The organism is Janthinobacterium sp. C22 (genome assembly GCF_057919405.1).
The window spans coordinates 6,386,372-6,408,335 of the sequence record NZ_CP193659.1 but is presented as its reverse complement, the minus strand read 5'-3'; the positions used below and the strand labels follow the sequence as shown (position 1 = coordinate 6,408,335).

The window sequence follows — 21,964 nt, the reverse complement described above, 5'->3', positions numbered from 1 at the left end:
GTCAGAGGAGTCCCAGTTTGGTGGCGGTTGAGGGCGGCGCCGTTTCCGGCGCCGTTGCGCCCTTGAGCTTGATCGCCAGGCGCAGGTCGTTGACGGAGTCCGCATTGCGCAGCGCGTCTTCATGGCTGATGGCGCCCGCTTGGTGCAGGTCGAACAGGGCCTGGTCGAACGTCTGCATGCCATGTTCGCGCGATTTCTTCATCAGGTCCTTGATCTCGTGCACCTGACCCTTGAAGATCAGGTCGCTCATCAGCGGCGAATTGAGCAGGATTTCCAGCGCCGCCTTGCGCCCGCCGCCCTCCTTGTTGGGGATCAAACGCTGCGAAATCATGCCCTTCAAATTCAGCGATAAATCCATCAGCAACTGCTGGCGCCGCTCTTCGGGGAAGAAATTGATGATGCGGTCCAGCGCCTGGTTGGCGTTGTTCGCGTGCAAGGTCGCCAGGCACAGATGGCCCGTCTCGGCAAACGCGATGGCGTGGTCCATGGTGTCGCGGTCGCGTATCTCGCCGATCTGGATCACGTCGGGCGCCTGCCGCAAGGTGTTTTTCAGGGCCGTGGCCCAGTCGTCCGTATCGACGCCCACTTCGCGCTGGGTGACGATACAGTTGCCATGCGGATGGATGAATTCCACGGGGTCTTCGATGGTGATGATGTGGCCATGGCTGTGCGCGTTGCGGTGGCCCACCATCGCCGCCAGGGTGGTCGACTTGCCGCAGCCCGTGGCGCCCACCATGATGACGAGGCCCCGTTTGCTCATCACGATGTCTTGCAGGATGGCGGGCAAACCCAGCCCATCGAGCGTGGGGATGGCGGTATTGATCAAGCGCAAGACCATGCCTGCCTGGCCCATCTGCACGAAGGCGGACACGCGGAAACGCCCGAGTCCCTCCGGGCTGATGGCGAAATTGGCTTCGCGGCTTGATGCGAACTCGGCCGCCTGGCGTTCGTTCATGACGGCGCGCACGTAGCCGGCCGCCTGCAGCGCATCGAGCGGGCCGCCCGCCAGCGGCGTCAGCTTGCCGTCGAGCTTGATGGCGGGCGGAAAGCCGGCCGTGATGAACAGGTCCGAGCCGCCCCGTGCGCGCATCTGCGCCAGCAGCGCGTGCATGGCGCCATAGTGTTCGTGCGTCGTCTGCATGGCTTATCCGGGGAAGTTTTCAGGCGACTTGGCGGCCGCGCGGGCCGTTTCCGCCGTGATCGTGCCGCGTCGCACCAAGTCGGACAGGCACTGGTCCAGCGTTTGCATGCCCACGTTGCTGCCCGTCTGGATGGCCGAATACATCTGCGCCACTTTCGCTTCGCGGATCAGGTTGCGCACGGCGGGCGTGGCCAGCATGATTTCATGCGCGGCCACGCGCCCAGCGCCGTCCTTGGTTTTGAGCAAGTTCTGCGAAATGACGGCTTGCAAGGACTCGGACAGCATGGCGCGCACCATTTCCTTTTCCTCGGCGGGGAAGACGTCGATGATGCGGTCGATCGATTTCGCCGCCGACGAGGTATGCAGGGTGCCGAACACCAGGTGGCCCGTCTCGGCCGCCGTCAGTGCCAGGCGGATGGTTTCCAGGTCGCGCAGTTCGCCCACCAGAATGACGTCCGGGTCTTCGCGCAGGGCCGAGCGCAGCGCGTTGCTGAACGAATGCGTGTGCGAGCCGACTTCGCGCTGGTTGATCAGGCATTTCTTCGGTTCATGCACGAATTCGATCGGGTCTTCGATGGTCAATATATGGTGGTTCAGCCGTTCATTGACGTGGTTCACCATGGCCGCCAGGGTGGTCGACTTGCCGGAACCCGTCGGGCCCGTCACCAGCACGAGGCCCCGCGGGCGCATGGCCAGCTCGCCGAAGATGCGCGGCGCGTTCAGGTCTTCCAGGGTCAGCACCTTCGATGGAATCGTGCGCAGCACGGCCGAGGCGCCGCGCTCCTGGTTGTAGGCGTTGACGCGGAAGCGGGCCAGGCCGGGAATCTCGAACGAGAAATCGCACTCGAGCGCCTCTTCATACGCCCTGCGCTGGCTGTCGTTCATGATGTCGTAGATCATGCTGTGCACTTCCTTGTGCTCGAGCGGGGCCACGTTCAGGCGGCGCACATCGCCATTGACCCGTATCATCGGCGGCAGGCCGGAAGACAGGTGCAGGTCGGAAGCCTTGTTGCTGACGGAGAAAGCGAGAAGTTCGGAGATGTCCATTTATAATCCCTGTGCCTGCATTGATGGGCTGGCGCACCGTGCCGCCGCCCCTATACACTAGAAAATGATTATGTCCACAATCGAACAGAACTTGCAAGCCGTGCGCGACAGTATTGCGCAGGCCGCCGTGGAGGCGCAGCGCGCTCCTGCCGACGTGACCCTGCTGGCCGTGTCAAAAACCTTCGGCGCGGACGCCGTGCTGGCAGCCATGCGCGCGGGCCAGGCGGCGTTTGGCGAAAACTATCTGCAGGAAGCGCTCGACAAGATCGCCGCCGTCAAGCTTGCGCTGCCGCAAGGCGCACCCGCCTGGCATTTCATCGGCCCCATCCAGAGCAACAAGACGCGCCCCATCGCCGAACATTTCGACTGGGTGCATACGGTGGAGCGGGAAAAGATCGCCGCGCGCCTGTCCGAGCAGCGCCCGGCCGGCTTGCCGGACCTGAATATCTGTCTGCAAGTTAATATCAGCGGCGAAGCCAGCAAGAGCGGCGTGGCGCCGGCGGACTTGCCGGCGCTGGCGCGCGCCGTGGCGCAGCTGCCGCGCCTGCGCTTGCGCGGCCTGATGGCGATTCCCGAGCCGGAAACGGATGTCACCCTCCAGCGTCGTGCGTTCGCGCAATTGCGTACCCTGTACCAACAATTGCAGGCGGACGGGCTGGCGCTCGACACCCTGTCGATGGGCATGTCGGCCGACTTGCGCGCCGCCGTGCTCGAGGGCGCCACCATCGTGCGCGTGGGCAGCGCCATCTTCGGTTCCCGCAATTACTCCTAACTGATTGATAGAAAGCATAGCCATGACGACAGAATTGAATATCGCCTTTGTAGGCGGCGGCAACATGGCCGCGGCCCTGATCGCCGGCCTGGCGGGCAAATTGACCCTGGGCGGCAACATCCACGTGATCGACCCGCACGCGCCCGCGCTGGAAAAACTGCAGGCGCAATTCGGCGTCACGACGGCGGCGTCCGCCAGTGACGCGCTGCGCGGCGTGGACGTGATCGTGCTGGCCGTCAAGCCGCAAAGCATGCGCGAAGTGGCGGCGCAGCTGCTGCCTTTCCTCGACGGCGAGCGGGCGCCATTGATCCTGTCGATCGCGGCCGGCATCCGCGCGGCCGACCTGTCGCGCTGGCTCGGCGGTTATCCGGCCATCGTGCGCTGCATGCCGAACACGCCGGCCCTGATCGGCATGGGCATCACGGGCATGGTGGCCAGCAGCGGCGTCAGCGCGGAGCAAAAGAAAACGGCGGACGCCATCCTGCGCGCCGTCGGCCAGACCGTCTGGCTCGATGACGAAGCGAAGATCGACCCCGTCACGGCCGTCTCCGGCAGCGGCCCCGCCTATGTGTTTTACTTTATCGAGGCGATGCAGCAGGCGGCCGCCGAGCTGGGCTTGACGCCGGAGCAGGGCACGCAGCTGGCCATTGCCACGTTTACGGGCGCGGCGCAGCTGGCGGCGAATTCCAGCGAGCCCGTGTCGCTGTTGCGCGAGCGCGTCACGTCGAAGGGCGGCACGACCTATGCGGCCTTGACCAGCATGGAAGAGAGCGGCGTGAAGGCGGCCATCGTCAAGGGCATCAAGGCGGCCGCGCAGCGCGGGCGCGAGATGGGAGACGAGCTGGGCAAATAAGTGGACAGGTAATTACATGACCTTGACGGCGCGGCCGATGTAGAGCACCGGCCCCGTCGGCCGGCCCGTGGGCGAGCCCGTTTCCGGCTCCAAGGTGATTTCAAACAATTGCTCCGGCTGCAGCGGCGGCAGCTTGTCCAGGGTCAATTTGACGCTTTGCCCCGGCTTGACGAGGCCCAGCGAGACGGGCGCGCCCCAGTCCTTGCCCTTGGTCCAGAATTGCAGGGCTTTCTGCTGCGGCACGCTAGTTGGACCCAGCGGGATCAGGCTCAGGTCGCGGTCCTTGCCGCCGCGTCCGCCCGCCTGCACGATCCAGCCCGGCGATTTATCCTGCGGCGCCACCAGCACCACCAGGTAGCCGGGCCCGGCTGGCGCCTGCAGCTGCACGGTCACCAGCACGGCCAGCACGGCGGTGGCCGCCAAGCCGCCGCCGGCCAGTATTCTCCAGAAGGCCAGGCTGTTCCACCACGCTTGCCAGCCGCCCGCCTGCCGCACGGTTTTCGGCGTGAACAGGCTGGCGCTGATGCGCGGCCACAGTTGCGCCGAGGGCGTTTCGGGCGGCGCCAAAGTCGTCAAGGGCAGCAGACGCCGTTCCCAGGCAGCCACGGCGTCGCGCAAGGCGGCGTCAAGCGGCAAACGCTGTTCCACTGCCGCCCGTTCGGCCAGGTCCAATGTGCCCAGCACGTATTCGCCGGCCAGCCTTTGCCATTCCTCGTCGCTGTTCATCATCCCATGCACTCCCGCAAGGCGGCCAGGCCCCGCTTGACCCAGGCCTTGACGGTTCCCAGCGGCGCTTGCAGGCGCTGCGCGATCTCGCCATGGGAACAGCCATCGACGTAGGCGTACAGGATGCTGTTGCGCTTGGGTTCGTCCAGGTGTCCCAGGCAATCGTGCAGCTTGCCCATGTTCGCCTGCAGGGCGTAGGCGTCCGAGGTGGCGTCGGCATCGTTGCCTTCGCGTTCATGCAGCAGGGTTTCCACGGTATCCTCGTCGGCCGATACTTCATGGGCGCGGGCGCGCGCCACGTTCAGCGCCTGGTGCCGCACCACCACATAGATCCAGCCCTTGCCGCTGCCGCGCGTGGCGTCGAAGCTGCCGGCGCGGCGCCAGATGTTCAGGAAGGCGTCGTGCAGCACGTCTTCGGCCAGCGCCCGCTGGCGCACGATGCGCAGGGCCACGCCCAGCAGGTAGCGTGCTTCCTGCTGGTACAGGCCGTGCAATGCCTGCTGCTCGCCCCTGGCGCAGGCGCGCAGGGCGGCATCGTAATCGTAAGGGGCGGCTTGGGCTGGCAAGGTCGGTGCAATCGTTGAGTGAACGGTTAGCAAGTTTTTAAGGCCGAGTATAGGTCAGAAACCCGCTTGCCAACCGTCGCTTGAAAGGATTTATGCCGATTTCCAAAAATGTAGTCGGCCTGGTAGGGCACCCATTGTTTGGCGCCGACGGACTCCATGCCGCAGGGGCTGCTTGGCGCCACGCCGCCGCTGGTGGCCACGCGCTGGATGTAGCTGACGCCCTGCATGGCGCCGCTGCCCGTGGCGGGATTGGCTTTCACCAGCTGGTACGGGATATTGCCCGCGCCGGCCGGCGCCACGGCCACTTGCGTCGCCGTCACTTTCGAGCCGTCCAGGCTGGCCCAGGTGGCAGGCGGGCCCACATACGTGCCCACTTGCATGCCGCCGCGGTCGTTCAGGGCCGCGTCCGGTCCCACGAAGACCCATTCATGCCCCGTCATGTCTTTCTTCGCCTTGCATTCGTAGGCGATCTTGCCCACGCCCACTGTCTGCATGGCCACCTGATGGCCATCGGGTACCTTGACGGCGGTCGGCAGCTGTTCCTGCGAGTAGCGTGCGCTCATCGGTGCGCAGGCAGCCACGAGCAGGGCGGCGCACAGGACGGTGAGCGAGGGGGCGGTATGGCGTGGGGCGATGGTGGCATGCATGGCGAACTCCTGGTAGTTGGCTCAACCGGCTGGTTGATACCATTACTACGCCCGGGCCTGCCATTTGGATGCAGCTATGCAAAAATATTTTACGGCGGTGGTGTTTTCTTGCTGAAACGCTGCGCCAGCGCCAGCACGACGGGCATGGCGGTGGTGGCGTGCTTGAGCAGGGCGCCACCGGCCCGCAGCAGCGGCAGGAAGCGGCGCGGGCGCACCAGCACCAGGCCCAGCACGGCGCCGCCCACCATCAGGGGAATTTTAAAACGCGTGGCCAGGGTGTGGCGCAGATTGCCGCCCGTCAAAGGCTCCAGCAGCTGGCGCGTCTGTACGCCCAGGGCCAGGCGCTGCAGCGCGCATTCGGCCAGCAGCGCGTCGCGCCGCTGCGCCAGGCTGGCGGCATTGTGCACATGCGACAGTTTGGTGGGATGCGTGGTCATGGCCGCTCCGATCCCCGGCGGGCCAGCAGTTGCAGCTCGTCCAGGTCTTTGTTCAGTTCGGTAAGCGTGAAGGACAGCAGTTTCGGCTTGCTGCGGAAACTGGCGCGCACGCCCAGCAGGGTGGCGACGGCGGCGACGATGAAGACGGCGGCCGTGATGGCGATGGCGGCGATGCGGTGCGTATCCCAGAATAGCACGATGACGAGGAACACGATCAAGACCAGGCCGACGAACAGGCACAGCAGCGCCAGCATGGCCAGCGCCAGATAGGACAGGAAGCGCAGCGACTCTTCTTCCATTTCCACGGCCGCCAGGGCCAGACGGGTCTGGACGATGGCGGCGAGGGTCGCTGCGACTTGGGCGACATGCTGCATGATAGCCATATGCTGCCTTTCGCGTCAGGGGAGGCGGCCAGCGCCGCCGGTACTGCTAGCGGCGTGACGAGGAGAGAAGCAGGCCGAACAGCACGCCGACGACGGCGCCCGCGCCCACGGCTTTCCATGGATTGTCCTGCACGTATTCGTCGGTGGCCTTGGCTGCCTTCTTTGTACGTTCGAGCAAGTCTTCTTCCAGCTTGATCAAGTCTTTCTTGGCCGTTTCCAGGGTGGCGATGAACTTGTCCTTGACGGCTTTGACATTCTCGCCCGTCTGATCCTTGGCGCCATCGAGCCAGCCTTCCGCTTCATTGATGACGGTTTTCAGGTCGCCGACCAGTTTGTCGCGGGCCTTGTCGGCGTCGGCGAGGATGTTGTCGCTGCTGGCTTTTCCGGTATGTATCGAGCTCATGTATTACCTCATGGAAGTGAAACTGCACAGTGAAATACCAGTGTAGGCAGCTGCGGCCAGGCCTGTCTTGCGCCGCCTCAAGGGCTGCCGCGGCGCAAGGATCATTGCTTAACGGAAAGCAAAGTCCAGTACCACGCCCGCAAACACCGCTGCTCCTAGCCAGTTATTATGCCGGAATGCCGCAAAACACGGCATACGCTCGCGTGCGCGGATCAAGGTGTAGTGATAAGCGGCGCAGCCGGCCGCCACCAGCAAGCCCGCGACGAACCAGTAACGCAAGCCCAGGTACCAGCCGCATGCCAGCCACAGCAGCAGGAAGACGGCATAGCAGAACATGACGATGGCCACGTCGTAGCGGCCAAAGGTGATGGCCGAGGTCTTGATGCCGATCTTCAGATCGTCGTCGCGGTCGACCATCGCGTATTCCGTATCGTAGGCCACGGCCCAGAAGACATTCCCCAGCAGCAGCAGCCAGGCGACGACGGGCACGGAATCCGTGATGGCGGCAAAGCCCATGGGAATGCCGAAGCCGAAGGCGATGCCCAGATACGCTTGCGGAATCGCAAAGAAGCGCTTGAAGTACGGGTAGGTGCCGGCGATGATGACGGCGGCCACGGACAGTTGTTTGGTCAGCGCATTCAGGGGCAGGATCAGGCAAAAGGCCAGCACGGTGAGCACGCCGGCCACGGCCAGCGCTTCCTTGCCGCTGATGCGTCCGCTGGTGATGGGACGGTCCGCCGTGCGTTTGACGAATTTGTCGATATCCTGGTCGGCGTAGTCGTTGATGGCGCAGCCCGCCGAGCGCATCAGGAACGTGCCGAGAGTGAAGATGAGCAGCAGCCGCCAGTCCGGCACCCCTTGCTGCGCCAGCCACAGCGCGCACAGGGTAGGCCACAGCAGCAATACGGTACCGATAGGCTTGTCCAGCCGTATCAGGCGGAAATACAGCGCCAGCTTGTTCATGGAAGACTCGATCTTGTTGAAGAGAAAGGTCGATTATCGCAAATAGTATGTAAATGTACTATTCGTCGTCTTCGCACAAGGGGGTGATGCCAGGCAAGTTGCAGCTGGCGATGGCCGCGCACAGGGCATCGATGGCCGCCTTGCGCGTAAAACTCTTGCGCCACAGCATCACCACGCGGCGCGATGGCACGGGGGCGGCGAAGGGCCGGTATTCGAGCATGCCGTCGGTGGCGTGCATATTCGCGACGGAGGCGCGCGGCAAGACCGTCAGGCCGATGCCGCTGGCCACCATGTGGCGGATGGTTTCCAGTGAGGAACCTTCAAACGTGCGCTGCATGCCGTTGCCGGGCGAGGAAAAACGCGCCATTTCGGGGCACACTTCCAGCACCTGGTCGCGGAAGCAGTGGCCATTGCCCAGCAGCAGCATGGTTTCCGATTTCAAATCCTGCGCGGCGATTTTTTCACGCGCCGTCCACGGATGCTGGCGCGGCATGGCGACGACGAACGGTTCGTCATACAGCTCCTGCATGGCCATGCCGTGATCGGGCAGGGGCAGCGCCATGATGGCCACGTCCAGTTCGCCCTGGCGCAGCAATTCGAGCAGGCGAACGGTGAAGTTTTCCTGCAAAATCAAGGGCATCTGCGGTACCTGGTCTATCATGGCCTTGACCAGCGGCGGCAGCAGGTAGGGTCCGATCGTGTAGATCACGCCCAGGCGCAGGGGGCCGGCCAGCGGGTCCTTGTTCTGCTTGGCGAGCTCCTTGATGGCGGCCGTCTGTTCCAGCACGCGCTCGGCTTGCGCGATGATCTGCGCGCCCAGGGGCGTGACGGAGATTTCCGCGCCGCCCCGTTCGAACAGGACCACGCCCAATTCGTCTTCGAGTTTCTTGATGGCCACTGACAGGGTGGGCTGGGCAACGAAACAGGCTTCGGCGGCGTGGCCGAAGTGCTTCGCTCGCGCGACTGCAACGATATATTTCAGTTCAGTCAGTGTCATAGGTTGATTGAAACACAGGAAGTACTTACTTGCAATGAATGAAAGGTGGCGCAAACGTGAAACTGTGGCGCCGATGGCGTATTGTAGCGGATCGCCCCCTATAATGCGGGAGCGGGCGGCGGAGGGAGGGGGCGATGGATGTGCACATACAGTCGCTGGAAGCGGCGATCAATTATTGGCGTGCCAGGCAACCGGCGCGCGGCAATGAATATGCGCTGTCGCCACCCGTCAGCCGCCTGGCCGGCGTGTATGCGCTGATGATTTATTACCGGCAAGATCGCATCGCCGAAGAGGGCCTGGATCCGGCCATTCTGGCCTTGATCGATGCCTGGCGCCGTGGTGCCGGCGGCATCCAAGGCGATAGCCACGCCTGAGCGTGACCGTATTTAACCCAACAAGAGATATCCATGCCTGAATTTGAAAACAAACTGTGCGGCCGTGACGAATTGCGCGCCCGCGCCGCGGCCCTGCCGAAACCGGTGGTAGTGACGAACGGCGTGTTCGACATTTTGCACCGCGGCCACGTGACGTATTTGGCGCAGGCGCGCGCGCTGGGCGCCTCGCTGATCGTTGCCGTGAATACTGATGCATCAGTGAAACGTCTGGGCAAGGGCGACGACCGTCCCCTGAACAGCTGCGAAGACCGCATGGCCGTGCTGGCCGCGCTGGAAGCGGTGAGCCTGGTCGTGCCGTTCTCGGAAGACAGTGCCCTGGAAGTGGTGCAGGAGATCGAACCGGACATCTATGCCAAGGGCGGCGACTACGACATGGCGGCCATCCCCGAAGGGCGCGCCGTGCTGGCGTATGGCGGCCAGGCCGTGGCCATCGATTTCGCGCACGACCGCTCGACCACCAAGCTGTTGACGAAAGTGCGCACGCAACAGGGCTGAGGAGCGCCGTCAATGTTTCCATACAGATAAAAAGACGTTACTATGAGAACTGCCAGGGCTGCGACTTCGTTTCGGCCGCCCCAGCACGTTACACCGTCTGATATGCATTGCTTGTCATAGAAAATACATGGATCATAAAACTTCTGGGGATTGGCCACTGCCCTCCGGCGCCTGGTACGTCGATGACGCGGGCGCGTGGAGCATGCAGCGCAGCGCGGACGGCCAGAACGTCTCGCCCTTGGTGAGCCAGGCCGATATCGGCAAGCTGATGCTGGCGCGGCGCCTGCCCGCGGCGGCCGGCGAACCCGTGCGGCAGTTTCCGCCCGAATTTGCGTTCGACCCCGCTTCGGGCGTCGCCTTGCAAGTGCCGCCCGAGGCGGCCGCCGCACCGTCCGGAGTGGCGCCCTGGGTTCCTCCTTTCGGCGCGCACCCCGTCAGCGACGTGCCGCCGGCCGGCCCGGCAGGCTTGCGCCAGGCCAGCGTGCCCCTGAAGCTGGCCGACCAGCGCGCGCGCGACGAGCATGCGCAAGCCGATGCCTCGCTGCCCATGCCGCCGCCTGGCGAATACGAATTCTTCTCCGCCCGGTTCGGCACCAGCGCGCCCGCGCTGCTGGCGCTCGATCCGCGCAAGGCCGTCTTGCACGCCTGGCTGCCCGCCTCGAAACGCTGGCTGGCGCTGGACCCCGAGTATGGCGGCTTGCTGGCCGAATCGGACCTGGCCCACGGCGCCTGGCGCGCCGAGCTGGTGCCTGACTTCAATAGCGTGCTGGTCTTGCCGACCAGCCATGGCCTGGCCTGCATCCGTCCCGACGTGCCATCGCTGAGCTACGTGGTCGAGCACGTGGGCGGCGCGCCGTGCGTGGCCGCGCCCGTCTGGTTCCAGAACCGCCTGTGGGCGCCCCTGCGCGACGATGACGGCCGCATCCGCTTCGTCAACCTTGACGCCGGGCAAAAGCCGGGCAGCGACGTGTTGCTCGACGGCGTGGCCGAACTCGGTATCGTCAGCGCGCCCGTGGCCTACAACCGCATGGCCGTGTGGCCCTGCGCCAACGGCCAGCTGCGCTTGCAGCTGCAGCCGGACGGCAACGTGGCCGCTTCGTTCACGCCCTGGCCCGAAGGGCTGGTGCCGCATTTCGAATTCGGCAGCCCGTACGTGTCGCGCGACGGCGGCCTGTGGCAGCTGTGCTTCGAGCGTAGCCGCGGCACCTATGTCTACGTGAAACTGGGCGCGCAATCCGAACGGGCCGACGCGCTGGCGCCGCGCCTGTGTTCGGGCAGCTTCAATTACCGCTTCGCCGCCAAGCTGAAAACGGCGCCGTGGGAAGAACCGGAACACGGCGACGATGGCGGCAAGAACCAGGCCGTCATGCCGCTGCTCGAATCCGGTGCTGGCAACAGCGTCTTCGGCGTGAAGTTTGCCACCAGCGCCGGCCTGTCCAGCGTGCTGCGCTCGAACGAGCGCCTGGCGGCCCAGCTGGTGCAGGACGATGAATTGCGCGAAACCGTGTTTCATACCTTTGCCGTCAGCGAGCCGTGGCGCGTGCGCCTGTTTGTCCATGAAGGCACGTTGTGGGCTTACCACCCGCTGCTGTCGCGCATCGATGGCTGGACCTTGCAGGCATGAAGGCGCGCTTACTGACCGTGGCTTGCGCCGCGTTTTTCAGCGCCGCCGCCGCGCACGCGGCCGGCATCCAGCAAGCCTTTCTGGTGCAGAATTCGGGCTGGATGGAGCCGTTCTACACGGATGAACATTCGCAATTGAAAGCCCTGGTGGGCGCCGTGGCGCAGGCCGCCACAAGCCCGTCCGACAAGGTGTATACGCTGGCCTTCAGCCAGAGCAGCGGCGCGCACGTGTCGCCGTCGCTGCTGGGGCAAGGGCAGGGCGGCGCCGGCGTGGCGGGCCAGCTGGCCCATCTGGGCCTGGCGCGCAAGAGCGCCGGCGGCGCGCTGGCCGACACGGATTTCCAGGAAGCCGTGACCAAGACCATCACGGGCCCGTTCCAGTCCGCGTCCGGCATCGTGTGGATATTTACCAATAACAAGAACAGCCCGAACAACGACAGCCAGACGGCCGAGCGCAACCGCGATTTTTACCGCTTGCTGCACTTGGAACCGTCGATCACCAAGACGGTGGTGTTTCCGCTGCGCATGCCCGTGCAGGGCAAGCTGTACAGCGCCAAGGGTTTGATGGTGTATGCGCTCGCGTATGGCCAGCCCGCGTCCGAGGCGCTGACCCGCATCCTGGCCGAGGGCCGCTTGTCGCAAGTGCTGACGCGTCCGCCCGCGCGGCTGAAACCGCTGGACCAGGATGCCGTGCGCATCGTGCCCCAGTCCGTCAAGAACAGCGCCAACGTGCACGCCAGCCTGGGCCGCGACGGGCGCACCATCGTGCTCGACGTCGATGCGGCGAACCTGGTGCCGCAAGTGGTGCTGCAGGCGTCCTTGCAAAACATGTTTTTCCCGTACGTGATCGACAGCGCCAAGGTGCACGCCAGCCTGGCGGGCCAGAACGCGCCGCTGCACGTTGCGCCAGATCAAATCCGCCAGCTGCAGCCGGGCGCCAGCCAGTCCGTGCAGGTACAGTTCGCGTTGCCGATGGCGCAGATTCCGTCGCCGTGGTCGGCGCAGGCGATCGCCGCCATGGGCAAGCAGGTGCTGCTGCCGATGCGGGCGCAGGTGGGCCTGTCGGAACAGCGGCTGGCGCTGGCGTCCAGCTTCGGCAAGGACTTGCAGGAACTGTTCCCCGGCGATCCGATCTCTGGCATGTTCACGCCGCCCGACAGCGTGCGCGCCTCGCAGGCGACGATCCCGCTGCTGGTGCGCATCCAGTATCCGCTCTTGCCCGTGCTGGTACTACTGGGCGGCGTGCTGGCGCTCGTGCTGGGTCTGCTGGCGCTGGGTTTGCTGGGCACGCGCGCCACGCGCTACAAGGTGATGGCTGACGGCGTGCAGCGCCAAGTGTTATTAAAACCATTCAAAAGCGTGCAGATCCGCGATGATGACGGCCGCGACATCGGCGAACTCAAGCGTGGACTGGGCAAGCCGTCCGTCGTGCGCGTGGCCGAAGGGCATACCCTGAGCCTGGCCTGAGCAACCATTCTTTAAAAAACTTCTATTCAACTGAGGCATACCATGGCGCAAGAGACTCCCAAAGACAACAGCGGTTTTACCCTGCCTGCCCCCGCATCCACACCGCCGGCAGCCGATGCAGCCGCATCAGCGTCCGCCACCACGGCCACCACCGAACCGGCGCCAGCGCTCGATCCGGCCAGCACCACCGATACCTCGTCGCGCGATACCCTGATCGGCGGCGTCGTGCTGTTGCTGCTGTTCATCGCCTTTTTCTTTGCCAAGAATGCCTATGCGAATGGCCTGGTAGCCAAGCGCGTGCCGCCGAACAAGGCCAATGCCTCGGGCTGGTGGCTGTTCATCTTCCTGGCCAGCCTGGCGACGGGCGTCGTGCTGGCGGCCGTGAATGCGCATAAATTCCTCGCGCCATTGTTCATGGGACCGCTGGTGCTGGTGGGCCTGGTAGCGTTGCTGTTGACGTTCACCTCCAGCCGCCGCTAAGAATACGCCGTTGCACGCATCATCGAAGGAATCACCATGGCAGAGAACCTGAACCAAACCATCACCGGCGGCGCCAGCGAGCGCAAGCAGGACAAGATCATCGAACTGCGCCCGACCCTGTTCATCGGCATCGGCGGCACCGGCATGCAGGTGCTGATGCGCGTGCGCCGGCGCATCCTCAACACCCTGTGGGGCGGCGCGGGCCACCGCACGCGCATCGAGGGCTTGGCCGACTTTCCCATCGCGCAATTCATCCATTTCGACCTCGACAATGGCGCCGTGATCGAAAGCGGCGAGTCGCAGGCGAAGGACTTGCAGTTCGACCAGGTGAAGTTCACGGACGATGACAAGGTGGTCGAATCGTTCGACATGGACAAGTACAGCCGCGATGAAGATTCCCTGGAAAAATATCCGCACATCAAGGAGTGGCTGCCGCTGACGCCGCAGCGCATCCGCGAGCTGCGTTTCGACATGAGCAGCGGCGCCGGGCAGATCCGCGCCGTGTCGCGCCTGTATTTCTTCGACAAATACGCGAAGATCCGCGACAAGATCCGCTTGAAACTGAAAGCGCTGAAGGCGGGCCTGTCGCACGAGCGCCAGCTGGCCGAACTGGGTTTGCGCATGGAAACGAACCGTTTCCGCATCGTCATCGTCGGTTCCGTGGCGGGCGGCACGGGGTCCGGTTCCTTCCTCGACATGGGCTTGCTGGCGCGCTGGCTGGCGCGCAGCGAAGTGGGCGCGGCCGACGTGGAGCTGATGCTGTTCTTGCCGACCGGCTACACCAAGGCCAACAAGGACCGGGTCGAGGCCAACGGCTATGCGGCGCTGATGGAGCTGGAATCGGCGATGATGGGCAACAAGGGCTATGTGGGCCGCTGGGATGCCTACGACCGTCCGGAGCTGACGCGCGAGCCGTACAGCGAGGTGTACCTGATCGATTCGGGCAACCTTGCCCAGCAGCACACCAAGGATGTCAGCGACGTCTACCACATGGTGGCCGATTCGCTGTTCGAGGATTTCGCCTCGGCCGACTTCGCCCGCGCCAAGCGCTCGATCGCCGTCAACCAGGCGCAGCACAAGAATTCGCTGTACAACGCGCCCGTGCCGCAAGACCGCTTCGGCGACATGCGTTTGTATTTCTCGAAGCGCTTTTCCTCGTTCGGCATGGCCGTGCTCGATACACGCCAGGAAGCGGCGCGCGACGAGCGGGCCCACCGCTGGGCCGGCGCCATGCTGCAAGCGTTCTTCGGCGTGGGCGGCACGGATGCGGGCGCCAACCGCGCCACGGACACGCAGCGCGATAATTTCCTGGCTGCAAATATGTTCCTGAAGGGTACGCCGTTCAGCGATTTTCCCGAGTTTTCCGACAAGAGCATCGAACTGAAGCGCTCCAGCGGCGACTTCATCGATTTCCGCGTCGTCGACGAATTGCTGGAAGACCGCCACGGCCACTTGCTGGCCGGCGTGGAAAACCGCGTCAATACGCGCATCAACGATATCCGCACGGGCTTTGACCGCAGCGAATGGCCGGCGCAGGTGCGCGACGCCATGAAACACCTGGAACGCGATGCCGTGCGCGACCAGGATTCCACGGCCGACACGACGGAAGACCGCATCAGCAAGCGCCGCCGCGAAGTGCTCGACGACGTCAAGAAAGTCGTGCGCGACCAGCTGTACGGCTATCTGGATAATAAGGAATTCGGCGGCCTGGAATACGTGTTGTCGCTGGTGGAACAGATCAAGGACCGCATCGAGGCGCCGGGCAGCGGCCTGACGGCGCAGATCGGCGCGAATGCCGAGCGCTACCGCGAAATCAAGGAAGCTGTGCGCTCGCGCGAATATGAGCGCCTGCTGAACAACCTGGAGCAGACGCGCAGCACCTTCGGCTTCCTCAGCAATGGCGAAAAGCAGGCGGGCGTGGTGATGGACCATCTGCGCACGGAAATGGCGAACGCGCTGAAATTCCATCTGCGGGCCAAGGCGGCGGACGAGTCCGTCATCCTGCTGGGCGAACTGTCGCGCTGGCTGGGCAACCGGATCGGCGTCGATGCGCAAGGCCGCGCGCAGTGGAATGGCCTGGTGGGCGAGCTGCAAACGGGCCGCGAAGGCGTGCTGGCCATGCTGGCGGAATTGAAAACGGCCAATACCATCCTGCAAAAGGACCTGGACAAGGAACACGCGACCCTGATCGTCATTCCCGTCACGGAAAAAGACATTGCGCTGCCCACGGCGGCCACCTTGCGCCAGTGGGCCGATGAAGCATTCAAGGACATGGGCGGCTCGAAAGCCCTGTTCCCCATGCTGGGCGAACCGGCGCAGCGCGGCTTGATCCTGGCCAAGGTCACGCGCATGGCGGAGAACATGATCGCCACGGCGGGCCTGGCGGAAGGGGCGACGAGCACGCCCGACCCCCTGTTCGAGGCATTGGAACAGATGGACGTGTCCGAACGCCTGGACCGCTTCCGCAAGCTGCTGGCCTGCTCCATGCCGTGGATCGACGCCAATATGGCGGGCGATTTCACGGTCGTGTCGGACCAGTTCAAGTGCGTGATCGGCGTGGCCAACGCGGCCGCCTTCAAGGCGAAGTTCGGTGCCGAGCTCGAATCGTGCGTGCCGACCCAGGTGGGCATTACGGTGAGCCAGCTGGAAATCGTCGAGACGGGCATCCGCGGGCGCGCCGTCTGCTATTGCGAGCTGGCCGGCGTACCGATGACGGTGCTGCGGGGCCTGGAAGGCTGGCGCACCAGCTACCGCAAGGAAGGCGACAACGACAAGGCGCCGACCCACACGCATATCGATCCGACGCAATTCACGCACCCGATCGCGCCGAATACCGATGAAATGAAACGCCTGGCCGAGGATTTCGGCGAGTTCCTGCAAGCGATCATGCTGGGCGTGCTGACGCGCCACACGGGCAGAGTTGTGCCGCCGGGCCAGTACCAGTTCGCCGTCGAACCGGGCGACCTGCGCCGCATCGGCAACGAACGGGCCATCCGCCAGAACGGCATGCCCGCCTCGTACGAGAAAAATATCGCCCTGCGCATCGAGGAAAAATTGACGGCGCTTGACGCCGTGCAGACGGCGGCCCTGGCGGCGCTGGCAAAATACTATGAACGCACCGTGTATGCGCCCAAGCTGGTGGCGCAGGCCGATGGCTCGCAACTGCCGTACGTCGGCTTTGGCAGCGCCATTTCCGCCGAAGTGGGCGCGCGCCTGCGCGAGTCGGCGCGCCGCAAGGGCATGGCCAGCGATGAGCTCGACCGCACGGTGCAAGCCCTGCTGGGACGCCTGAAGGAGTGGGCGAACGTCATCGGCGACTCCGACGGCGACGCCTACGACTGGGAAGTGCGCGAGCCGGAAGCGGACGGCCAGCCGCGCCTGAAATACGCGATCAAGGGCGAAATGCTGGAAGCGGGGCGGCTCGAGCAATTGCTGCGCCCGGCCAGCGCGCCGGCCGCTGGCGTGGCGCCGGCCTTCGGCATGGCGCCGCCACCGCTGGGCGGCATGCCGCCGCCCTGGTGGAATACCAGTATTTCCTGGGCATAAACGGCCAGCAGCAGGGACCGTTCACGGCCCAGCAGATCGTGCAGTACGTGCAGGCAGGGCAGGTCGTACCCGGCACCACCAAGGTGTGGCGCGCCGGCTTGCCGGCCTGGGCCGAACTGGCCCAGTTCCCCGAGCTGGCGCCCCTGTTCCTCAGCGCGCCGCCACCGTTGATGCCGCCGCCCTTGGGTTGAGTGCTGGAGTGCTGGAATGACGTTGGAATGAAGGATTAGTTTTGGATATCTGTAACAAATGCAAGACGGGCCTGTGGACCGTTGTCAGCCATTGCCCGTACTGCGGTCAGGCGCAGGCTGGCGCAGCCAAGCCAGCCGCGGCCGTGCCGCCGCCGCTGCCCGTGCAAGCGCCTGTACCAGCGCCTGTTCCGCCGCCTGTGCCAGTATCGCCGCCTGTGGCGCCCAAGCCGCCGCCCCAGCCGGTGACACCGGCGCCTGCGCCGAAAGCGCCGCCCAAGCCGGCACCGGCACCGGCTCCGATCCCGGTGCCGCCGCCAGCTGCGCCGAAGCCCGTGCCTGTGCCTCCACCGGCGCCTGCACCGACAGTCCCGCCGCCGCGCAAGTGGCTGCGCTGGCTGGGCGGCGCCGTCGCGCTGGCGGTCGTCATCGTCTACATGAATGGCAAGCCGGGCGGCAAGAGCGAATCGGCGTGCAACGACGCCATCGACAGTGGCTTGAAACTGGTGGCGAATGGCAGCCTGGACGGCGCCCGCCAGAAGCTGGCGACGGCGAAGAATGTGTGCACGGGCAAGTCCAGCGCCAAGGCCGATGATCTGCAGGCGGCGATCGGCAAGGCCGGCGCCGCATCGGGCAGTTGCCAGCGCGGCGTGCGCGCCATCGAGCGCAATATTGACGGCCATCAATTGCAAAGCGCCGCCAGGGGCATTGCCGGGCTCGACATCGATTGCGCGGGCGCTGCCAGCGTGGATTCCTTGCGCAAGCAGCTGGCGCGCCAGCAGGCGGCAGCCGCGTCCGTGCTGGTCGGCGTGCGCCAGGCGCTCGATGGCAAGGATGCGACGGCAGCGCGCAATGGCATCGCCAGGCTGGAAGCGATCGACCGCGAAGCGGTGGAATTGCCGCAGCTGAAGGCCGACGTGCAGGCGCTGTCGATGGCGGCGCCCGTTTCTGCCCCGTCGCCGGCCCCGGCGCCGGCAGCAATGCCGGCACAGCAGGAACCGGCGCCCGCGCGCGTGGTCGAACGTCCAGCGGCGGCCGAACGCCGTCCTCTGGAAACGTCGCCCGTCGATAGCGGCGCGGCCATGCGCAACGAGATGGCGCAATCGTTCCTGCGCGATGCCGAGCGTTCTTTGCTGGAAGGCAAGTTCGATGCGGCCAAGACCTATCTGGAAAGCGCGCGCCGCGTCGATCCGGGCAATGCGCGCATCGACAACCTGTCGCGCCGCATCCGCGAGCGCGAACGGCAAGTGCTGCAGACGGAAACAACGATCAATTAGCCATCTGGGGAGTCACCATGCTGAATCACACCACCTTGCGCGCGGCCGCCGCGCTGACCGTCGCGGCCATGCTGGCCGGCTGCACCACGGCGACTATGAACCCGAACGGCGTGCGCCAGGACAGTACCTATCCGCAAGGCGGCGCCCAGGCGGCCACGGATGAGGACCCGTGCAGCGTGGGCACGTCGGCCGCTGCCGGCGCGGCCGTGGGCGCACTGCTGGGAGCGCTGGCGGGCGGCAAGAATGGCGCGCTGAAGGGCGCGGCCATCGGCGGCGGCCTGGCGGCGGCCGGTTGCCTGGCCATCAATGTCAATTCGCGCCAGACCAAGACGGCGGCGCAGGCGGACCGCGACTACATCCGCACGCGCGGCGCCTTGCCGCGCGAGCCGCAAGTGGTGTCGTACACGCCGCAGCTGAGCGCGTCGACCGTCAAGCGCGGCCAGCCGTTCAAGGTCAACTCCGTGGTGGAGCTGGTCAATGGCAGCGCGCAAAGCGTCAACGACGTGCGCGAAGAGCTGGTAGTGCTCGACCCGCAAGGCCAGCCCTTCAAGTCCGGCTCGAAAGCCCTGGCCAGCAACAACAAATCGGGCGGGCGCTTCGAGAACTCGTTCGAGCTGACCTTGCCGGCCGGCGTGTCGCAAGGCGTGTACGGCGTCAAGACGAATCTGTACGTGAACGGCAAGCTGGCCGCCACGCGCGACCTGCGCACGCAGTTGGTGATGCTGGACGACATTAGCGGCGCGGCGCAGCTGGCGCTGCGCTGATTGCCGTATGCAAACGCGTAGGTCGGATTAGTGGGGTAAGGCCCCGCGTAAGCCGACAACACCACTAACGCCAACAATGTTGTCGGATTACGGCCTCTTGGGCCTAATCCGACCTACGCGCCGCCCTGGTAGCCGTGTTGGCGCCACGCCTCATACACGACGACGGCCACCGTATTCGATAAATTCAAACTGCGGTTGTCGGGGCGCATGGGCAAACGGATGCGTTGCTCGGCGGGAAAACCGTCGCGCAGGGCCGGATCGAGGCCTTTCGTTTCCGAGCCGAACACGAACACGTCGCCCGGCAGGAAGGCCACGTCGCCGAACGGGCGCGAGCCGCGCGTGGTCATGGCGAACATGCGGGTCGGATCGGGCTGGGTGTCGGCCAGGAACGCCGCCCAATTCTTGTGCACCTTCATCTTCGCGTAATCGTGGTAATCGAGGCCGGCGCGCTTCATCTTGGCATCGTCGAGGGGAAAGCCCAGCGGTTCGACCAGGTGCAGCTGCGCGCCCGTGTTCGCGCACAGGCGGATGACGTTGCCCGTGTTGGGCGGGATTTCAGGTTCTACCAAAACAACGTGAAACAAAATGCTCTCCTTGGGTCTATCTGTATCTAGTATCTAATATGTCGCTCATCTAATGCGGCGGCGTGCGCGCCACGACCAATATGCTGACCCTGGCCGCCCCCGCGCGCTTGCAGGCGGCGGCCAGGGCGTTGACGGTATGGCCGCTGCTCATCACGTCGTCGACAATGCCGACATGGCATCCTGGTAATAACGGCGCATGGTCCGGCGCGATGGCGAACGCGTGCGCCAGGTTGGCTTGCCGTTCCTGCGGCGCCACGCCGCTTTGCGCCCGCGTTTCGCGCACCCGCAGCGCCAGCCGGGGCTGCAAAGGCACGTCCAGCAGGCGCGCCAGCGGGCGCGCGATTTCCAGCGCCTGATTAAAACCCCGCTCGGCCAGCCGGACCGGGCCCAAGGGCACCGGGCACAGCAGCTGCGGCGCCTGCCACTCCTGCTGTTGCTGAATGGCAACATGCAGCAGTTCGGCCAACGGGGGCGCCAGCGCCAGGCGCGCGCCGAATTTCAGCTGCAGCAGCAACTGGTCGACGGGCGCCGCATAGTCGAACGCCGTGACGGTGGCGTCATACGCGGGCCGCTGGCGCAAACAGCGCCCGCACAGCGTGGCCACGTCGATGTCCGCGAGCGGATTGGCGCACTGGCGGCAGCGGTGGCGCAGTTGCCCGCGTCCTTGCCCCAGATATTGCGCGCGGCAGGGCGAACACAGCACTTGCGGGCCGCCGATGCCGCACAGCGCGCACTGGGCCGGCAGCAGCGTGGCGCCCAGCCACAGTCGCAGCGCCAGCCAGGCGGCCTCAAGGCGGGGCGGGGTGGCGGTCCGCATCGCGATGGCGTCGTTCCATGTACACTGCCGACATTATCTCACCTCACCGGTTTCAACATGCCAGTTCCCGCCAATCCACCCAAAATGAGTGCGCCCATCGATGCGGTGCAAGTACGCGATTTCTTTTCCCGTCCCGCGCGCGTCGCGCCGTCGGATTTCCTGCGCCGCGAAGTGTCGGCACGCATGCACGAGCGCCTGGAGCTGGTGAAAATCACGCCGCATCGCGTGCTTGACGCCGGCTGCGGTCCGGGCGCGGACCTGGCGCAGTTGCAAAAGGATTATCCCGCCGCGCAGATTATCGGTCTCGATGCAGCGCAAGCGATGATGCAGGCGGCGCGCGCGCCCGCGTCGAAACTGGCCAGCCTGAACCAGTTCCTCAGCAAGTTGCTGCCGGCCAAGGCGGGCGTGGATTTGTTGTGCGGCGACCTGGGCGACCTGCCGCTGGCGCAGGGCAGCATCGACCTCGTGTGGTCGAATCTGGCGCTGCACTGGCATGCCCAGCCCGACCGCGTATTCGCCGAATGGCGGCGCGCGCTGCGCCTCGATGGCTTGCTGATGTTTTCCTGCTTCGGCCCCGACACCTTCCGCGAAGTGCGCGACGCGTTTGCCGAGGCGGATTTATACCCGCACGCCTTGCCTTTTGTCGACATGCACGACTTTGGCGACATGCTGGTCGAGACGGGCTTTTCCACGCCCGTGCTGGACATGGAGATCATCACCGTCACCTACGACACGGCGGAAAAATTGCTGGCGGACGTGCGCGCCTTTGGCGGCAACCCGCTGACCACGCGCCGGCGCGGCCTGATGGGCAAGGCGGCCTGGCAGCGCATGCTGGCCGCGCTGGAAAAGGCGCGCCGTCCCGACGGCAAGCTGGGCCTGAGTTTCGAGGTGATCTATGGTCACGCCTTCCGTCCGGCGCCGCGCGTGACGCGCAATGGCGAGGCCATCATCCGTTTTGACTTGCCCCGAAAACCTAAATAAAAGGCCAAAGAAACCGACACTTGGTCGCCATTCGCGCGTTGCCATCGCGGCAAGCGTTGCAAAGCGCGCGGCGGCCATGAGAAGGGCGCGCACAAAGCCGATTATTGCTTGATGGATTCAAGTTTACTTGATTATAATCGTTGATTGTTTGTCAGCTTGTTAATTGAAAAAAACAAGGGCTGCATACAAAATAAAAAAACAAAGCGAGACTTATTCGAAGTTACTGCATTAGTATAGTAACCATCTTCCACACGAGGCCATTTCCAGGTGGGGAAGAAAAACAGGGTTCCAGCATGGTTGCGCGCCGCCGTTTTTGCCGCCGCAGCCAGCATGGAATTCGCTGGTGCTTGATGCACATGGCCGCATTCCGGCCGTGTTGCTTTCATGGAGGAGCGGCAGCGGTCCAGTACGG

The 21,964-nt window shown here is 64.9% G+C and carries 25 protein-coding genes; 12 read left to right on the top strand and 13 right to left on the bottom strand.

Annotated features, from left to right (window positions below; genetic code table 11):
• Position 1 precedes the first annotated feature (1 nt).
• Both ACRHIG_RS30080 and ACRHIG_RS30075 read right to left on the bottom strand, forming a co-directional pair.
• Positions 2-1,141, bottom strand: coding sequence for a PilT/PilU family type 4a pilus ATPase (locus tag ACRHIG_RS30080; RefSeq protein WP_475414661.1), 1,140 nt, complete (start codon positions 1,139-1,141; stop codon positions 2-4).
• Positions 1,142-1,144: 3 nt separating this feature from the next.
• Positions 1,145-2,188: a type IV pilus twitching motility protein PilT gene (locus ACRHIG_RS30075; RefSeq protein ID WP_489628877.1), complete on the bottom strand. Its 1,044-nt coding sequence runs from the start codon at positions 2,186-2,188 to the stop codon at positions 1,145-1,147.
• A 70-nt stretch (positions 2,189-2,258) separates the two neighbouring features.
• Between ACRHIG_RS30075 and ACRHIG_RS30070 the strand changes: the two genes are divergently transcribed.
• Both ACRHIG_RS30070 and proC read left to right on the top strand, forming a co-directional pair.
• Positions 2,259-2,960 carry a YggS family pyridoxal phosphate-dependent enzyme gene (locus ACRHIG_RS30070; RefSeq protein ID WP_489628876.1) on the top strand — a complete coding sequence of 234 codons (702 nt, stop codon included), beginning with the start codon at positions 2,259-2,261 and terminating at the stop codon, positions 2,958-2,960.
• Positions 2,961-2,982: 22 nt separating this feature from the next.
• The gene (proC, locus tag ACRHIG_RS30065; RefSeq protein WP_489628875.1) at positions 2,983-3,813 is read left to right on the top strand and encodes a pyrroline-5-carboxylate reductase; all 831 of its coding nucleotides are present in this window, start codon (positions 2,983-2,985) and stop codon (positions 3,811-3,813) included.
• A gap of 12 nt (positions 3,814-3,825) precedes the next feature.
• Here the strand turns inward: proC and ACRHIG_RS30060 are convergent, their stop codons facing one another.
• From ACRHIG_RS30060 to ACRHIG_RS30025, 8 genes are all read right to left on the bottom strand, one after another.
• A complete protein-coding gene (locus tag ACRHIG_RS30060) occupies positions 3,826-4,542 on the bottom strand; it encodes an anti-sigma factor (RefSeq protein WP_489628874.1) in 717 nt (238 codons plus the stop codon).
• On the bottom strand, positions 4,539-5,105 hold the full coding sequence (locus ACRHIG_RS30055; RefSeq protein ID WP_475414665.1) for a sigma-70 family RNA polymerase sigma factor: 567 nt from the start codon (positions 5,103-5,105) through the stop codon (positions 4,539-4,541). Before ACRHIG_RS30055 ends, ACRHIG_RS30060 begins: the two co-directional genes overlap by 4 nt.
• 26 nt (positions 5,106-5,131) lie before the next feature.
• Positions 5,132-5,752 (bottom strand): DUF3455 domain-containing protein, encoded by a 621-nt coding sequence (locus ACRHIG_RS30050; RefSeq protein WP_489628873.1) that lies wholly within the window; start codon positions 5,750-5,752, stop codon positions 5,132-5,134.
• 89 nt (positions 5,753-5,841) lie between these two features.
• Positions 5,842-6,189 (bottom strand): hypothetical protein, encoded by a 348-nt coding sequence (locus ACRHIG_RS30045; RefSeq protein WP_475414667.1) that lies wholly within the window; start codon positions 6,187-6,189, stop codon positions 5,842-5,844.
• Positions 6,186-6,572 (bottom strand): phage holin family protein, encoded by a 387-nt coding sequence (locus tag ACRHIG_RS30040; RefSeq protein WP_489628872.1) that lies wholly within the window; start codon positions 6,570-6,572, stop codon positions 6,186-6,188. The genes ACRHIG_RS30045 and ACRHIG_RS30040 overlap by 4 nt, the downstream gene beginning before the upstream one ends.
• A gap of 46 nt (positions 6,573-6,618) precedes the next feature.
• On the bottom strand, positions 6,619-6,975 hold the full coding sequence (locus ACRHIG_RS30035; protein ID WP_489628871.1) for an ElaB/YgaM/YqjD family protein: 357 nt from the start codon (positions 6,973-6,975) through the stop codon (positions 6,619-6,621).
• 108 nt (positions 6,976-7,083) lie between these two features.
• Positions 7,084-7,938 carry a 4-hydroxybenzoate octaprenyltransferase gene (gene ubiA / locus ACRHIG_RS30030; RefSeq protein ID WP_489628870.1) on the bottom strand — a complete coding sequence of 285 codons (855 nt, stop codon included), beginning with the start codon at positions 7,936-7,938 and terminating at the stop codon, positions 7,084-7,086.
• Between the two features lie 58 nt (positions 7,939-7,996).
• The gene (locus ACRHIG_RS30025; RefSeq protein WP_230541530.1) at positions 7,997-8,935 is read right to left on the bottom strand and encodes a hydrogen peroxide-inducible genes activator; all 939 of its coding nucleotides are present in this window, start codon (positions 8,933-8,935) and stop codon (positions 7,997-7,999) included.
• Between the two features lie 134 nt (positions 8,936-9,069).
• Here ACRHIG_RS30025 and ACRHIG_RS30020 point away from each other — a divergent pair, with 134 nt between their 5' ends.
• The 9 genes from ACRHIG_RS30020 (at position 9,070) to ACRHIG_RS29980 (ending at position 19,170) form a co-directional block, all read left to right on the top strand.
• Positions 9,070-9,309 carry a DUF3717 domain-containing protein gene (locus ACRHIG_RS30020; protein WP_489628869.1) on the top strand — a complete coding sequence of 80 codons (240 nt, stop codon included), beginning with the start codon at positions 9,070-9,072 and terminating at the stop codon, positions 9,307-9,309.
• A gap of 33 nt (positions 9,310-9,342) precedes the next feature.
• Positions 9,343-9,825: a D-glycero-beta-D-manno-heptose 1-phosphate adenylyltransferase gene (rfaE2, locus tag ACRHIG_RS30015; protein WP_489628868.1), complete on the top strand. Its 483-nt coding sequence runs from the start codon at positions 9,343-9,345 to the stop codon at positions 9,823-9,825.
• 127 nt (positions 9,826-9,952) lie between these two features.
• Entirely contained in the window at positions 9,953-11,449 is a 1,497-nt protein-coding gene (locus tag ACRHIG_RS30010; RefSeq protein ID WP_489628867.1) for a hypothetical protein, read from the top strand.
• The gene (locus tag ACRHIG_RS30005) at positions 11,446-12,915 is read left to right on the top strand and encodes a hypothetical protein (protein WP_489628866.1); all 1,470 of its coding nucleotides are present in this window, start codon (positions 11,446-11,448) and stop codon (positions 12,913-12,915) included. Before ACRHIG_RS30010 ends, ACRHIG_RS30005 begins: the two co-directional genes overlap by 4 nt.
• Before the next feature lie 42 nt (positions 12,916-12,957).
• The gene (locus tag ACRHIG_RS30000; RefSeq protein WP_489628865.1) at positions 12,958-13,395 is read left to right on the top strand and encodes a hypothetical protein; all 438 of its coding nucleotides are present in this window, start codon (positions 12,958-12,960) and stop codon (positions 13,393-13,395) included.
• A gap of 36 nt (positions 13,396-13,431) precedes the next feature.
• On the top strand, positions 13,432-16,941 hold the full coding sequence (locus ACRHIG_RS29995; RefSeq protein ID WP_489628864.1) for a tubulin-like doman-containing protein: 3,510 nt from the start codon (positions 13,432-13,434) through the stop codon (positions 16,939-16,941).
• Positions 16,914-17,132, top strand: coding sequence for a DUF4339 domain-containing protein (locus ACRHIG_RS29990; RefSeq protein ID WP_489628863.1), 219 nt, complete (start codon positions 16,914-16,916; stop codon positions 17,130-17,132). Before ACRHIG_RS29995 ends, ACRHIG_RS29990 begins: the two co-directional genes overlap by 28 nt.
• A 332-nt stretch (positions 17,133-17,464) precedes the next feature.
• Entirely contained in the window at positions 17,465-18,406 is a 942-nt protein-coding gene (locus ACRHIG_RS29985; protein ID WP_489628862.1) for a hypothetical protein, read from the top strand.
• A 17-nt stretch (positions 18,407-18,423) separates the two neighbouring features.
• Positions 18,424-19,170 (top strand): hypothetical protein, encoded by a 747-nt coding sequence (locus ACRHIG_RS29980; RefSeq protein WP_489628861.1) that lies wholly within the window; start codon positions 18,424-18,426, stop codon positions 19,168-19,170.
• A gap of 113 nt (positions 19,171-19,283) precedes the next feature.
• Here the strand turns inward: ACRHIG_RS29980 and trmL are convergent, their stop codons facing one another.
• Together trmL and ACRHIG_RS29970 are read right to left on the bottom strand one after the other, a co-directional pair.
• Positions 19,284-19,754, bottom strand: coding sequence for a tRNA (uridine(34)/cytosine(34)/5-carboxymethylaminomethyluridine(34)-2'-O)-methyltransferase TrmL (gene trmL / locus ACRHIG_RS29975; RefSeq protein WP_475414677.1), 471 nt, complete (start codon positions 19,752-19,754; stop codon positions 19,284-19,286).
• Positions 19,755-19,803: 49 nt separating this feature from the next.
• Positions 19,804-20,571 carry a phosphoribosyltransferase family protein gene (locus ACRHIG_RS29970; protein ID WP_489628860.1) on the bottom strand — a complete coding sequence of 256 codons (768 nt, stop codon included), beginning with the start codon at positions 20,569-20,571 and terminating at the stop codon, positions 19,804-19,806.
• An 84-nt stretch (positions 20,572-20,655) separates the two neighbouring features.
• On the opposite strand from ACRHIG_RS29970, the gene ACRHIG_RS29965 reads away from it, so the two are divergent.
• Positions 20,656-21,552: a methyltransferase domain-containing protein gene (locus ACRHIG_RS29965; protein ID WP_489628859.1), complete on the top strand. Its 897-nt coding sequence runs from the start codon at positions 20,656-20,658 to the stop codon at positions 21,550-21,552.
• A gap of 131 nt (positions 21,553-21,683) precedes the next feature.
• On the opposite strand, the gene ACRHIG_RS29960 is transcribed toward ACRHIG_RS29965, so the two are convergent.
• Positions 21,684-21,938 carry a hypothetical protein gene (locus ACRHIG_RS29960; RefSeq protein WP_489628858.1) on the bottom strand — a complete coding sequence of 85 codons (255 nt, stop codon included), beginning with the start codon at positions 21,936-21,938 and terminating at the stop codon, positions 21,684-21,686.
• Positions 21,939-21,964 lie beyond the last annotated feature (26 nt).